We start from the raw sequence: 12,348 nt of genomic DNA, 5'->3' as shown, positions 1-12,348 counted from the left end.
CGACGCGTTCGCGCAGGCCAGGTAGTCTCTGCCGCGTGAGAGGACGGTAGGCGGTGGCCGGTTCGCAGTCCTCGTTGCGTGAAGCCAACCGCAGCGCCGTCGTCGAGACCGTCAAACGGCACGGCGGGCTCACCCAGGTCGAGCTCGTCGGTGCCACGGGCCTCTCCCCCGCGACCGTCTCCACGATCGTCAAGCAGCTGGTCTCCGACGGCGTCGTCGAGGTCCGCACGACGATCCGCACCGGCCGCCGCGCGCAGCTCGTCACGCTCGCGCACCGCGTCGGGCTCGCCGTCGGGGTGCACGTCGGCCAGCGCCACATCCGCGTCGCGATCGCCGACTTCACGCACGAGGTGCTCGCCGAGCGCGTGCTCCCGATGCCCGTCGACCACCCGGTCGACACGTCCCTCGACCGCACCGCGCTCCTGGTCGTCGACCTGCTCGAGCGCCTCGGCCTCGCGATGCAGGACGTCGTCGGCATCGGCATCGGCCTGCCCGCCCCCGTCGACGACGCGACCGGCATGATCTCCGTGCGCGGCGTCATGCGCGGCTGGGACGAGGTGCACGTCGGGCACGTCCTGTCGAAGCGCCTCGCGCTGCCCGTCTACGTCGACAACGACGCCAACCTGGGCGCCCTCGCCGAGAGCACGCGCGGCGCGTCGCGCGAGTACCGCGACAGCGTCTACGTGCGCGCGTCCTACGGGACCGGCGCCGGCATCATCATCAACCACCAGCTCCACCGCGGGTTCGCCGGGACGGCCGGCGAGATCGGCCACGTCCAGGTCGACCCGCAGGGCGACATCTGCCGCTGCGGCAGCCGCGGGTGCCTCGACACCGTCGTCGGTGCGCGCGCGATCGTCGAGCCCCTGCGCGCGACCCACGGCAACCTCACGCTGCGCGACGTCGTGCAGCGTGCGCGCGAGGGTGACCCCGGGTGCGCCCAGGTCATCGCCGACGCGGGCGCCGAGATCGGGGCCGTCGTGTCCGGCGTGGCCATGACGGTCAACCCGCAGTGCGTCGTCGTCGGCGGCGAGCTCGCCGAGACCGGCGAGATCCTGCTCCGGCCCATGCGGGAGGCGCTGCGGCGGCGCGTCCTGCTCAACCAGATCGCCCCGCTCGAGGTGATCCCCGCCGAGCTCGGCAACGCCGCCGAGGTCGCGGGGGCCATCGCGTTGGTGATGCAGCACGCCGACGTCGACCTGGACCCGCCGGTGACCGCTCAGGAGCGGGCCGACGCATGAACCGCTCGGAGGCATGATGACTGGGACGACCGTGAAGGACGAAGGGCAGGTGCGACCGATGGCGACGATGCCACCCCGCGTGCCGCTGCTGTCCATGAAGCAGATCACCAAGAGCTTCAACGCAGTCGAGGCGCTCGTCGGCGTCGACTTCGAGGTGCACGCGCACGAGGTCGTCGCGCTGGTCGGCGACAACGGCGCGGGCAAGTCGACGCTCGCCAAGATCGTGTCCGGCGTGCTCACGCCCGACTCCGGCATCGTCGAGATCGACGGCGAACCCGTCTCGATCACGTCCCCGTCGGCCGCGCACGCGCTCGGCGTCGCGACCGTCTTCCAGGACCTCGCGCTCTGCGACAACCTCGACGTCACCGCGAACCTGTTCCTCGGCCGCGAGCTCACGCGCGGCGGGTCGGGGCTCAAGGACGGCGAGATGGAGCAGACCACCAAGCGGATCCTGCAGGACCTCAACAGCCCCATCCCGTCGGTCAAGACCGAGCTGCGCGCGCTGTCCGCCGGGCAGCGGCAGTCCGTCGCGATCGCGCGCACGCTCATCGGCAACCCGCGCATCGTCGTGCTCGACGAGCCCACCGCCGCGCTGTCCGTCGCGCAGACCGCCGAGGTGCTCACCCACATCGAGCGCCTGCGCGAGCTCGGCCTCGGCGTCATCCTCATCAGCCACAACATGGTCGACGTGCGCGCGGTGTCCGACCGCATCGAGGTGCTGCGCCACGGGCGCAACAACGGGTCGTTCGACGCCGGCACCGCGAGCTACGAGAGCATCCTGGCCGCCATCACCGGCGCGACGAAGTACACCCAGGGCGGGGACCGGCGGTACGGATGAGCATCTTCGGCCGTCGCCCGCACGTCACCGGCGTCGTCGGTGACGGCTTCGTCGCCGCCGAGGCGCCCGCGCTGCAGACGTCCCTGGTCGCCGCGCTCACGATGCACGAGCGGGCCGCCGAGCGGCCCGTCACCGTCGAGCTGCGCGTCGACCGCGGCCGCGGCACGCGGCTGGTCCTGAGCGCGCGCAACGTGGTCATCGGGTTCGTGCCGCCCGACGAGGTGCCCCTGCTCGCCGCGCAGCTGCCGTCCGGGAGGGCGCTGCTCGTCGTGCCCGGCGTCGTCTACCACCAGGACGGGCTGTGGCGGCTGTGGGTGGGGCCGGAGCCGTCCTCCTTCCCCGCGCCCGCCGACGACCTCGACACGCTCCCCGTGCCCGACCCGTCGATCGCCGGGATCCCGCTGAAGATCCTGCGGCCGAAGGACGACGACGACGACCGCTGACCGTCTTCTGTCGACGGGCGTCGTCGAACGTCACCTCCTGGTCGACGTCACAGACGGAAGTCACTGCACGGAGGCGTCGATCCTTCAGGAACGACGTACCGTTACTGAAGGCTAAGGCGGTAGCCTTCATTAACGAGCGCAGGAGGTGAAGGATGGAAGCCCCGACGACGGCTGCCGAGCCACCCGCTGCGCCGTGGCCCGCCTTGTCGTTCGAGGCACGCGACTGGACGCCGAACAATCCGCACCTGGACGCGTTCCAACGTCTACGGACGACCCGCCCGTACCAGGCCGCCATCCCGCCGGCCATCGGCGATCTCACCGTCGACACGCCGCCGCGCGTGCGGGCGATCGCCGAGCAGGCGACGCTCGACGTCGCCCGGTTCGACCAGGAGATGGCAGCCCTGCCCGTCCCGATGCCCGCCGTCCTGCTGCGGACCGAGTCCGCGTCGAGCTCGCAGATCGAGCACCTGACGACCAACGCGCGCAACCTCGCCCTCGCCGCGCTGGGCGCGCCGTCGCGCCAGAACGCCGAGCTCGTCGCCGCGAACGTGCGGGCCATGACGACCGCCCTCGCGGGCGGTGACGAGGTGACCCCCGAGCACATCCTGAGCGTTCACGCCACGCTCCTGCGCGAGAGCGAGCCCGACGTGGCGGGTCGGTGGCGTCAGGAGCAGGTGTGGGTGGGCTCGTCGGCCATCAGCCCGCACGGTGCCGACTTCGTACCGCCGCACCACGAGCGGGTCCCCGCGGCCATCGACGACCTCGTCACGTTCGCCGCCCGGGGTGACGTCCCCGCGATCGTGCACGCCGCGGTCGTCCACGCGCAGTTCGAGACGATCCACCCGTTCACCGACGGCAACGGTCGTACCGGACGCGTCCTCGTGCACACCCTGCTTCGCCGCCACGGCCTCGCGCTGCACACCACGGTGCCCGTCTCGGCCGGCCTGCTCCGTGATCCCGATGCGTACTTCGCTGCACTGGGGTCGTACCGGCTCGGCGACATCGGGCCGATCATCGAACAGGTGGCAGATGCCGCCACGGCCGCGACGGTGAACGGTCGCGCACTCGCCGCAGACATCACGACGACCCGAGCTCGGTGGCACGACATGATCCACGCGCGTACCGACTCGACCGCGTGGCGGCTCGCCGACGCGCTCTTCGCGCAGCCCGTCGTCACCGCGGACTTCGTGACGACGACGCTCGGCGTGTCGGAACGAGCGGCATACAACGCGATCGAGGTACTCGAGCGCGACGGCGTCCTGCGCTCGCCTTCGACGGGCCGCCGCTCACGCGTCTGGCAGGCGGACGACGTCCTCGTCGCGATGGACGAGTTCGCGGCACGCGCCGGCCGGCGCCGCTGACGTCCTCGCCGACGCACCCACGTCCTTCAACGCAGTGTCGCGACCGCCTCGTCGAACTGGGCGAGCGCGGCGTCGGTGAGGGGCTCGACGAAGAGGTCCTGCGCGACGGCGGCGCCGAGGGTCACGGCGTGGGCGCCGGCGACGGCGAGCGTCACGACGTCGTCGACGGTCCGGATGCTCGCGACGAGCACCTGCGTCCCGGTGCCTTCCAGCGCGCGCACCATCCGGGCGACCTGGCCGTGCCCGTCGCGCCCGGACTCGGTCATGCGGCCGAGGTAGGGGGCGATCCACCGGGCGCCGGCGGCGGCGGCGAGGACGGCCTGGCGGGCGTCGTAGACGGCGGTGACCAGCACGGGGACGTCGTCGTCGGCGAGGCGGCGGGTCGCGGCGAGGCCGTCCTGCGTCGCGGGGACCTTGACGACGAGCCGGTCGGACAGGGCGCGCAGCGCATGGCCCTCGGTCACGATCGCGTCGACGCCGTGGGCCGTCGTCTGGACGAAGACCTCGGATGTGCGCTCGAGCAGCCAGCCGACGAGGTCGGGCACGGCGTCGAGGCGCACGTCGCCGCGCTGGAGGATCAGCGGGTTGGTCGTGACGCCGCGGAACAGGCCCGTGGCGAGCAGCGGTTCGAGGGCCGTGCGGTCGGCGCTGTCGAGGTAGAGGTCCATCGTCACTCCGGGGTCTCGTCGGGCTGGCGGGCGTCGGCCAGCGCGCGGTAGCGGCGCCAGACGTCGGCGTCGACCGCGTGCTGCGGCTCGACGACACCGGTCGTGGCGGGGGTCCAGGCGTCGCGCACGGTGTGGACGTCGGCGTCGGTGAGCACGGCGGCGGCCTGCACCGCGGCGCCGCGCGCGGTGGCCTCGTCGACGTCGCGCGTGTGCACGGGCGCGCCGAGCGTGTCGGCGAGCACCTGCCGGTACGCGAGCGAGCGCGCGCCGCCGCCGGTGACGACGACCTCGCCGTCGGCGGTCGCCCCGGCGGCGCGGATCGCGTCGTGGCCGCGCACGAGACCCAGGACGACGCCCTCGTAGGCGGCGAGCGCGAGCTCCTCGCGGGTCGTGTCGGAGCGCAGGCCGGCGAGCACGCCGCGCGCGTCGGGACGGTCGGGGCTGCGCTCGCCGTCGAGGTACGCGGCGAGGACCATGCGGTCGGCGCGGCGCGGTGCGGCGAGGGCGAGGCGCGTGAGCTCGGAATGGTCGACGCCGAGCAGGCGCGCGACGGTGTCGGTGACCTTGGCGCAGTTGAGCGTGCAGACGAGCGGCAGCCACCCGCCCGCGGCGTCGGCGACGCCGTCGACCCACGCGGTCGCGTCGTGCACGGGCGTGGGCGAGGTCGTCATGACGACGCCCGACGTGCCGAGGCTGTACAGCACCTGCCCGGGCGCGAGCCCGATGCCGAGCGCGCCCGCGTGCTGGTCGCCCGCGCCGGCACCGACGACGACGTCGTCGCGCAGGCCGAGCGCGCGCGCGTCGGGTGTCGAGGCGGTGCCCGCCGCCTCCGACGGGCCGAGGACGGACGGCAGCATCGTGGCCCACGGCAGCCCGGCACGGACCCAGCGGTTCAGGTGGTCGACCAGGTACCGGTCCTCGTGCGCGGCGTAGTAGCCGGTCCCCGACGCCTCGGAGCGGTCGGTCACCGCGCGGCCGGTGAGCCGGTAGGTGAGGTAGTCGTGCGGCAGCAGGACGAGGGCCGTCGCGTCGAGGAGCGCCGGCTCGTGCTGGGCGACCCACGCGAGCTTGGTGATCGTGAACGCGGCCGTCGGGACCGAGCCGACGGCGTCCGCCCAGCCGGCGGTGCCGAGGTCGCGCACGAGCGCGGCGGCCTGCGGGCTCGACGTCGTGTCGTTCCAGAGCTTCGCGGGCCGCAGCACGCGGTCCTGCGCGTCGAGCAGCACGAGACCGTGGCACTGGGCGGCGACGCTCACGGCGTCGACGTCGCGCGCGCTCAGCCCGGCGTCCGACAGGGCGTGGCCGAGCGCGAGCCCGAACGCCGCCCACCAGTCCGCCGGGTCCTGCTCGCTGACCGGCGGCGACGTCGGCGGGTGCGGGCTGCGGCCCGACCCGAGCAGCCGGCCGGACTCGGCGTCGCGCAGCTCGACCGTGCAGGACTGCGTCGAGGAGTCGACGCCCGCGACGACGCCCATCAGGCCTCCGGACGCTCGGCGGCGAGCGACGGCAGCGCCTCGGGCAGCTCCTCGATGCGCCCGACGGCACCGGCGGGGTGCGTGAACAGCACCTGCTCCCAGCCGTAGCCGCGGATCTGCATAAGAACTGCGGCGAGCGCGTCGCCCCACGCGGCGGTCGCGAGCGTCGACCCCATCGCGATGACGCCGCCGGGGTCGACCTCGGGACCGGCGTCGACCACGGCCGTGAGGTCCGCGAGGGTCCCGAGCGTCGACGTGGGCGAGGCTGTCAGCGCGATCACCGGCACGCCCCGCTGCTGCACGCGGCGGGACAGGTCGTTGAGCTCGTCCGACTCGCCGCCGCGCGAGATCGTGATGAGCAGGTCGCCGGACACCACGGCACCCATCGTGCCGTGCAGCGCGTCCATGCCGGGCAGGAAGACCGCCGGGGTGCCGCACACCGACAGCAGGTGCGCCATGCGCCGGGCGACCGCGCCCGACGTGCCCGAGCCGGTGACGAACACCTTGCCGGTCACGCGGCCCACGAGCTCCACGGCCGCGACGAACGACTCGTCGAGCTGGTCGGCGACGTCCGCGACCCCCTGGCCCTCGCGCCGCACGATGTCCCGCGCGGTCTGGAGGGTCGCCGCAGCGCTCGTCGTCATGGGGGTGCTCTCTTCCGTCGGTGGTCCGTGGTGCGTCATGAGGAGGCCGGGATCAGGCGGCGGCCCACGCCGCGAGGCGCAGCGCCTGCGGGGTGCGGTGCTCGGCGGACAGCTGCTCACCGGTGCTCCGGCCGTGCGAGACGACGACGATGTCGTCGGCGACCTCGCAGATCTCCTCCTCCTCGGAGGAGACGAGCAGCACGGTGAGCCCGGCGTCGTGCGCGAGCGAGCGGACGATGCGGTGGATCTCGGCCTTGACGCCGAGGTCGACGCCCTTGGTCGGCTCGTCGAGCAGCAGGACCCGCGGCCGCTGCGCGATGGCCCGCGCGAGCAGCACCTTCTGCTGGTTGCCGCCCGACAGGCTCACGACGGGCCCGTGCACGTCGCCGCGCACCCGCAGCTGGCCGAGCAGGTCGTCGGCGTCGCGCAGCATGCGGCGCTTGTCGAGCAGGCCCGCACGCCGGTAGCGGCGCAGGACGGGCAGGGCGACGTTCATCGGGGAGTCGAGCTTCGGGACGATGCCGTCGCTCTTGCGCTCCTCGGTGACGTAGACGACGCCCGCGCGCTGGGCCCGCGCCGGGGCGCCCGGGCGGTAGGGGCGGCCGTCGAGCAGCACCGACCCGGCCGTGACGGGCGCGAGGCCGACGAGCGCGCGCATCACCTCGGTGCGACCCGCGCCGACCAGCCCGTAGAGGCCGAGGACACGGCCCGGCTCGGCGGTCAGCGAGACCCCGTGCACGCCCGAGGCGTGCAGGTCGCGGACCTCCACACGGGGGCCGCGTGACGCGTCGGGGAGCCAGCGGCGGACGTCGGCGACGGGCGCTGCCGCATCGGCCTCGTCGGTCTCGACCTGCGCCGCGTGCGTCGCCTGCGTGGGGGCGTCGCCGGCGCGCAGCCGGTCGTCCATCTGGGCTGCCTCGTCGCCCGCGATCGCCGCGACGACGTCGTGCCGGCTGACCTCGTCGACGCGGGCGTCGATCCGGACGCGCCCGTCGACGAGCGCGACGACCCGGTTGCAGACCGCGTAGAGCTCGTCGAGCTTGTGGTCGACGAACACGATGCCGAGCCCGCGGTCGGCCGCGAGGGACCGGACCATGTCGAGCAGGCGCTCGACCTGCCCGCCCTCGAGGCTCGTCGTCGGCTCGTCGAGCAGCAGGTACTTCGCGTCGCGGTGCGTGGCGACCGCGATCTCGAGCATCTGCCGGGTCGCGACGGGGTAGTCGCCGAGCTTGCGGTCGACGTCCACGTCGAGCCCGAAGGACTCGACGAGCTTCCGCGCCCCGGCGCGCATCTCGTCCCGGCGGAGCAGCCCGCCGCGCGAGCGCTCGTCGCCGAGGTAGACGTTCTGCGCGACGGTGAGGTTCGGCAGGAGCGAGAGCTCCTGGTAGACGGTCGCGATGCCCGCGTCGATCGCGGCGGCGGGCGAGTCGATCGTCGCGGCGCGCCCGTCCACGACGATCTGGCCGCCGTCCGGGGTGGTCGCCCCGGCGATGGTCCGCAGGAGCGTCGACTTGCCCGCGCCGTTGTGGCCGACGAGCCCGACGACGTCCCCCGGCCGCACGTCGACCGAGACGCCGTGCAGCACCGACACACCCGAGTACCGCTTGATGATCCCTCGGACGCTCAGCCCTGCCGGCGTCCCGGTCGACGTCGTGGTCATGTCAGCCGACCTCGCCCGGACCCGGCGTCTGGCCGACGGTGAACAGCTTGAGCGACTGCAGGATCTCCGCCTCGGGCGTCGCGCCGTCGACCCACGCCCGGATCTGCTCGACGACCTGCTGGCCGTAGGCGTTCGGCTCCTGGGCGACGCACGCGGGGTACTGCTCGGTCAGCGTCTGCTCGGAGGCGCAGAACCCGTAGACCTTGACCGCGCTGTTGGCGCCGAGGGCCTGGAGCGCGCCGTAGGCGGCCGGGCCCGTCGACGCGAAGATCACGTTGATGTCCGGGTTGCCGGAGAGCATCTCGGTGGTCGCGCGCAGGCTGTCGTCGGGCTTGACGTTGCCGTCGACCTTCGCCACGACGGACGCGTTCGGGTTCGCGGACAGGGCCTCCTCGAAGCCGGCGTCGCGCATCTGCGTCGGGGTCTCGTCGGGCTCGGTCACGAAGCCGACCTTGATCTCGGCGTCGGCGCCCAGGTCGGCGAGGACCTGCTCGGCGGTCTGGCGGCCGCCCGCGGTGTTGTCGGCGCCGAGGTACTGCACGATGCTCGCGCCCTGCGACTCGAGCGCCTCGGGGTCGATGCCCACGTTGACGGTGAACACCGGCACGCCCGCGTCGTTCGCGGCCTTGACGATCGCGGCGCCCGGCTCGGACTTGACCGCGTTGAGGGCGAGCGCGCACGGCTTCTTCTGCAGCATCGACTGCGCCTGCGCGAGCTGGTTGGCGTCGTCGTCGTCGGCGATCTGCACCTCGACCGTGAACCCGTTCGCCTCGGCCGCCTCCTCGAAGCCGGCCTTCATGGCGACGTAGTAGGGGTTGGTGAGGTTCGGCAGCGCGACCGCGATGAACGGGGTCTCGTCGTCGCACGAGTCCGGGCGGGGGATCTCGCCGGAGGCGGCGGTGGCCGCGCCGGACGAGCCGCCGTTCGACGAGCCCGTGCCCGTGTCGACGGCACCGCACGCGCCGAGCACGAGGGTGGTGGCGGCCAGGCCGGCCGCGAGGGCGGGGATGCGAAGCTTCATCGCTCTGTCTCTCCTGGGGGTGGGTCGGGGTCGTGCCGGGTTCACCGGTGGTCGGGGGTGCCCGCGGTGACGGGGGTGGCGGGCGTCGCGGTGGCGGGGGTGCCCGTGGCGTCGGTGCCGCTGGGGGGCCCGCCGCGCAGGTGGCGGCGGAACAGGTCGCTGAGCGACGACTGGCGGCGGTAGGTGTCGAGGATGACGCCGCCGAGGATGATCAGGCCGATGACGAGCGGCTGCCAGTACGACTGGACGCCGACGACGTTCATGCCGTTGGACACGGTCGCGATGAGGACGGCGCCGAGCAGCGCACCGGGCAGGGAGCCGATCCCGCCGAACAGGCTGACACCGCCGACGACCGCCGCGGCGATCGAGTAGAAGAGCTCGTTGCCCGAGCCGGCCGACGGGTAGCCGACCATGAGGCGCGACGTGACGATGAGGCCGCCCATGCCCGCGCAGAGCCCGGAGACCGCGTAGACGAGCATCGTGACGCGGCCGATCGGGATGCCCGACAGGCGCGAGGTCTCGGCGTTGCCGCCGACCGCGTAGATGTGGACGCCGGTCGGGGTGAGCCGCAGCAGGACCGTGAAGACGATCGCGAACACCGCGACGAGCACAACCGGCATGGGGATCCCGAACAGCGACCCGCGGCCGATGATCGCGAACATCGGGTCGGCGACGTTGACGGAGCTCGCGCCGGTGAGGATGAGCGGGATCGACGCGGCGACGCCGAACGCCGCGAACGTCACGATGAACGGCGGCAGCTTCAGGTAGTGGATGAGCGCGCCGTTGATGACGCCGACGAACGCGCCAACCGCGAGCGCGGCGAGCGCCGCCGCCCACCAGGGCAGCCCGTTGCGCATGAGGAGCGCGGCGACCATGCCGGTGAGGGCGACGTTCGAGCCGGTCGACAGGTCGATGCCGCCGGTGAGCAGCACGAACGCCTGGCCCATCGCGAGGAACGCGATGACCGTGCCGTTGAGCAGCAGCAGGTTGGCGTTGTCGAACGTGCGGAACGTCGGGGACATCAGGCTGAAGATCACCGCGACGAGCACGATCACCACGCCGATGCCGAGCTCCTCCGGGATCCGGCGGCGCTTCACCATGTCTGCCTCCTCGCAGCCTGTGTTCTTGCTCATATGAGCACCGTGCGTTGCTCATCTGGCTTCGACACTACGTCGCGGTTCTCGCTCGGATCAACTCGGCCAGATCACGATTGGGAAACGTTCGAGCGCGCTATGGTGCTCACATGAGCGAGAGTGAGGTGCGCGGCAACGGCGCCGAGGACCGCGGACTGATGGTCCTGGCGGCCCGGCGCTACTACGTCGACGACGTGTCGAAGGTGCAGATCGCGGAGGAGTTGGGCGTGTCCCGGTTCAAGGTCGCGCGCCTGCTCGAGCACGCGAAGGCGACCGGCGTCGTCACGATCACCATCCACGCCGACGGGCTGCAGGACCCGGCGCTGGGGGCTGCGCTGCGCGAGCACCTCGGCCTGACGTCGGTGACGGTCGTCGAGACCAGCGGCGACGCCGACGCCGTCCGCCACCAGGTCGGCGAGGCCGCCGCGCAGGTCCTCGGCGCGACCCTGCGCGAGGGCGAGGTGCTCGGCCTGGCCTGGGGCCGGACGCTCACCGCCATGAGCGCCGCGCTGCCGCCGCTCCCCCGCGTCGACGTCGTCCAGCTCACCGGCGCGATCGGCACCGACCTCGACGAGTCGCCCGTCGAGATCGTCCGCCGCGTCGCCCTGCGCTCCGGCGGCACCGCGCGCCCGATCTTCGCGCCGCTCGTCGTCGACGACGCCCGCACCGCCGACGCGCTGCGCCGCCAGCCCGACGTCGCCGCCGCCCTGCGCATGTTCGACTCCGTGACGACCGCGGTCGTGTCCGTCGGTTCGTGGGAGCCGCCGGACTCGCAGCTCCTGCGCACGATCAGCGACGCCGAGCGTTCCGCCCTGCTGGAGTCGGGCGTGCGCGCGGAGGTCGCGTCGCTGCTCGTCTCCGACTCCGGCGACCTGGTCGCCCCGCACTTCCAGGACCGCTGCGTGACCATCGAGTTCGCGCAGATGCGCGCCATCCCGCGCATCGTCGCCGCCGCCGGCGGGGCGCAGAAGGCGCAGGCCGTCGCCGCGATCGTCCGCGCCGGGCTGTGCACCGAGCTCGTCACCGACCGTGCGCTCGCCGAGGCGCTGCTCGCGCTGCCGCGGGTCGCGCCCGTCGAGGGTGGCGACGCAGGGGCGAGCTCGTGACGCTGGTCGTCGCTGCGTCGCTCTGGTCCACCCCGCCCGACCGCCTCGCCGGCGAGGCCGTGCGCCTCGCCGCCGCCGGGCTCACGCGCTGGCACTGGGACGTGTCCGACGGGGTCTTCGCCGCGCCCGGCGGCTTCGACCCGGACACCGTGTCCCGGCTGTCCCACCTGACCGGCCTGCCCGGGGAGGCGCACCTCATGGTGTGCGACCCGCTCGCCGAGGTCGACGCGTGGACCGCCGTGTGCGACACCGTGATCGTGCACGTCGAGGCCGCGGGCTGGGCGACGGCCGTCTCGCGGGTGCGCTCCGCCGGGCGCCGGGCTGGCGTCGCGATCTCCCCGTCGACGCCGCTCTCCGCCCTCGACGACCTCCCACCCGACGTCGCGGTCCTCGTCATGTCCATCACCCCCGGCCAGGCGGGCTCGACGTTCCTGCCGTCGACGCTGTCCCGTCTCGACGCGCTCGCAGGTGGCCGCGATGCTGACGCCGGCGGTGGCGTCGCGGCGGTCGGCCGTGGCGCGGGTCGCCGCGCGCTCGGCGTCGACGGCGGCGTCACGCTCGACCACGCGCACGACTGCGCCGCGCACGGCGCCACCTGGGTCGTCAGCGGCTCCGCCCTGTGCGGCGCCCCCGACCCGGCGTCCTGGCTGGAGACCGCGAGCGCCGCACCCGTCGGCGGGACGGCCGCCCGCCGCTGAGGCCCGTACCGCGGAGGGACGTGCCGCGGAGGCTCCCGGCTGCGGCGACGCTCTCCCGGCGGG

The 12,348-nt window shown here is 73.7% G+C and carries 12 protein-coding genes; 6 read left to right on the top strand and 6 right to left on the bottom strand.

Going from position 1 to position 12,348, the window contains the following annotated elements; genetic code table 11:
* The first annotated feature begins 53 nt into the window (after positions 1 to 53).
* From KOV94_RS07475 to KOV94_RS07460, 4 genes are all read left to right on the top strand, one after another.
* On the top strand, positions 54 to 1,238 hold the full coding sequence (locus KOV94_RS07475) for an ROK family transcriptional regulator (protein WP_124342712.1): 1,185 nt from the start codon (positions 54 to 56) through the stop codon (positions 1,236 to 1,238).
* A 58-nt stretch (positions 1,239 to 1,296) separates the two neighbouring features.
* Positions 1,297 to 2,076 (top strand): ATP-binding cassette domain-containing protein, encoded by a 780-nt coding sequence (locus KOV94_RS07470; RefSeq protein ID WP_124342711.1) that lies wholly within the window; start codon positions 1,297 to 1,299, stop codon positions 2,074 to 2,076.
* Positions 2,073 to 2,519 carry a hypothetical protein gene (locus KOV94_RS07465; protein WP_162350995.1) on the top strand — a complete coding sequence of 149 codons (447 nt, stop codon included), beginning with the start codon at positions 2,073 to 2,075 and terminating at the stop codon, positions 2,517 to 2,519. The genes KOV94_RS07470 and KOV94_RS07465 overlap by 4 nt, the downstream gene beginning before the upstream one ends.
* A 152-nt stretch (positions 2,520 to 2,671) precedes the next feature.
* A complete protein-coding gene (locus KOV94_RS07460) occupies positions 2,672 to 3,880 on the top strand; it encodes a Fic family protein (RefSeq protein WP_218051694.1) in 1,209 nt (402 codons plus the stop codon).
* Positions 3,881 to 3,906: 26 nt separating this feature from the next.
* Here the strand turns inward: KOV94_RS07460 and KOV94_RS07455 are convergent, their stop codons facing one another.
* The 6 genes from KOV94_RS07455 to KOV94_RS07430 are packed head-to-tail and all read right to left on the bottom strand — an operon-like array spanning position 3,907 to position 10,481.
* Positions 3,907 to 4,548 carry a transaldolase family protein gene (locus KOV94_RS07455; protein WP_218051693.1) on the bottom strand — a complete coding sequence of 214 codons (642 nt, stop codon included), beginning with the start codon at positions 4,546 to 4,548 and terminating at the stop codon, positions 3,907 to 3,909.
* Positions 4,549 to 4,550: 2 nt separating this feature from the next.
* Entirely contained in the window at positions 4,551 to 6,023 is a 1,473-nt protein-coding gene (xylB, locus tag KOV94_RS07450) for a xylulokinase (RefSeq protein ID WP_218051692.1), read from the bottom strand.
* Entirely contained in the window at positions 6,023 to 6,667 is a 645-nt protein-coding gene (locus KOV94_RS07445) for an SIS domain-containing protein (protein ID WP_218051691.1), read from the bottom strand. Before KOV94_RS07445 ends, xylB begins: the two co-directional genes overlap by 1 nt.
* A gap of 52 nt (positions 6,668 to 6,719) precedes the next feature.
* A complete protein-coding gene (locus KOV94_RS07440; protein ID WP_218051690.1) occupies positions 6,720 to 8,327 on the bottom strand; it encodes a sugar ABC transporter ATP-binding protein in 1,608 nt (535 codons plus the stop codon).
* A 1-nt stretch (position 8,328) separates the two neighbouring features.
* Positions 8,329 to 9,348 carry a substrate-binding domain-containing protein gene (locus tag KOV94_RS07435; protein WP_124342704.1) on the bottom strand — a complete coding sequence of 340 codons (1,020 nt, stop codon included), beginning with the start codon at positions 9,346 to 9,348 and terminating at the stop codon, positions 8,329 to 8,331.
* A gap of 41 nt (positions 9,349 to 9,389) precedes the next feature.
* Complete coding sequence (locus tag KOV94_RS07430; RefSeq protein ID WP_218051689.1) at positions 9,390 to 10,481, bottom strand: ABC transporter permease; 1,092 nt, start codon at positions 10,479 to 10,481, stop codon at positions 9,390 to 9,392.
* 110 nt (positions 10,482 to 10,591) lie between these two features.
* Here KOV94_RS07430 and KOV94_RS07425 point away from each other — a divergent pair, with 110 nt between their 5' ends.
* Both KOV94_RS07425 and KOV94_RS07420 read left to right on the top strand, forming a co-directional pair.
* Positions 10,592 to 11,587, top strand: coding sequence for a sugar-binding transcriptional regulator (locus tag KOV94_RS07425; protein ID WP_218051688.1), 996 nt, complete (start codon positions 10,592 to 10,594; stop codon positions 11,585 to 11,587).
* Positions 11,584 to 12,285, top strand: a complete 702-nt coding sequence (locus KOV94_RS07420) for a ribulose-phosphate 3-epimerase (RefSeq protein ID WP_218051687.1) — start codon at positions 11,584 to 11,586, stop codon at positions 12,283 to 12,285. The genes KOV94_RS07425 and KOV94_RS07420 overlap by 4 nt, the downstream gene beginning before the upstream one ends.
* Positions 12,286 to 12,348: the final 63 nt, after the last annotated feature.

This window comes from Cellulomonas algicola (assembly GCF_019024305.1).
In the GTDB taxonomy this organism is placed as follows: Bacteria; Actinomycetota; Actinomycetes; order Actinomycetales; family Cellulomonadaceae; genus Cellulomonas; species Cellulomonas algicola.
This window is presented reverse-complemented; position numbering and strand designations above follow the sequence as displayed.

Excerpts from the sequence above, each read along its gene's own strand:
- KOV94_RS07470 (WP_124342711.1), top strand. The coding sequence starts at position 1,297 with ATGGCGACGATGCCACCCCGCGTGCCGCTGCTGTCCATGAAGCAGATC.
- KOV94_RS07465 (WP_162350995.1), top strand. The coding sequence starts at position 2,073 with ATGAGCATCTTCGGCCGTCGCCCGCACGTCACCGGCGTCGTCGGTGAC.
- KOV94_RS07460 (WP_218051694.1), top strand. The coding sequence starts at position 2,672 with ATGGAAGCCCCGACGACGGCTGCCGAGCCACCCGCTGCGCCGTGGCCC.
- KOV94_RS07455 (WP_218051693.1), bottom strand. The coding sequence starts at position 4,548 with ATGGACCTCTACCTCGACAGCGCCGACCGCACGGCCCTCGAACCGCTG.
- xylB (WP_218051692.1), bottom strand. The coding sequence starts at position 6,023 with ATGGGCGTCGTCGCGGGCGTCGACTCCTCGACGCAGTCCTGCACGGTC.
- KOV94_RS07445 (WP_218051691.1), bottom strand. The coding sequence starts at position 6,667 with ATGACGACGAGCGCTGCGGCGACCCTCCAGACCGCGCGGGACATCGTG.
- KOV94_RS07440 (WP_218051690.1), bottom strand. The coding sequence starts at position 8,327 with ATGACCACGACGTCGACCGGGACGCCGGCAGGGCTGAGCGTCCGAGGG.
- KOV94_RS07435 (WP_124342704.1), bottom strand. The coding sequence starts at position 9,348 with ATGAAGCTTCGCATCCCCGCCCTCGCGGCCGGCCTGGCCGCCACCACC.
- KOV94_RS07430 (WP_218051689.1), bottom strand. The coding sequence starts at position 10,481 with ATGAGCAAGAACACAGGCTGCGAGGAGGCAGACATGGTGAAGCGCCGC.
- KOV94_RS07425 (WP_218051688.1), top strand. The coding sequence starts at position 10,592 with ATGAGCGAGAGTGAGGTGCGCGGCAACGGCGCCGAGGACCGCGGACTG.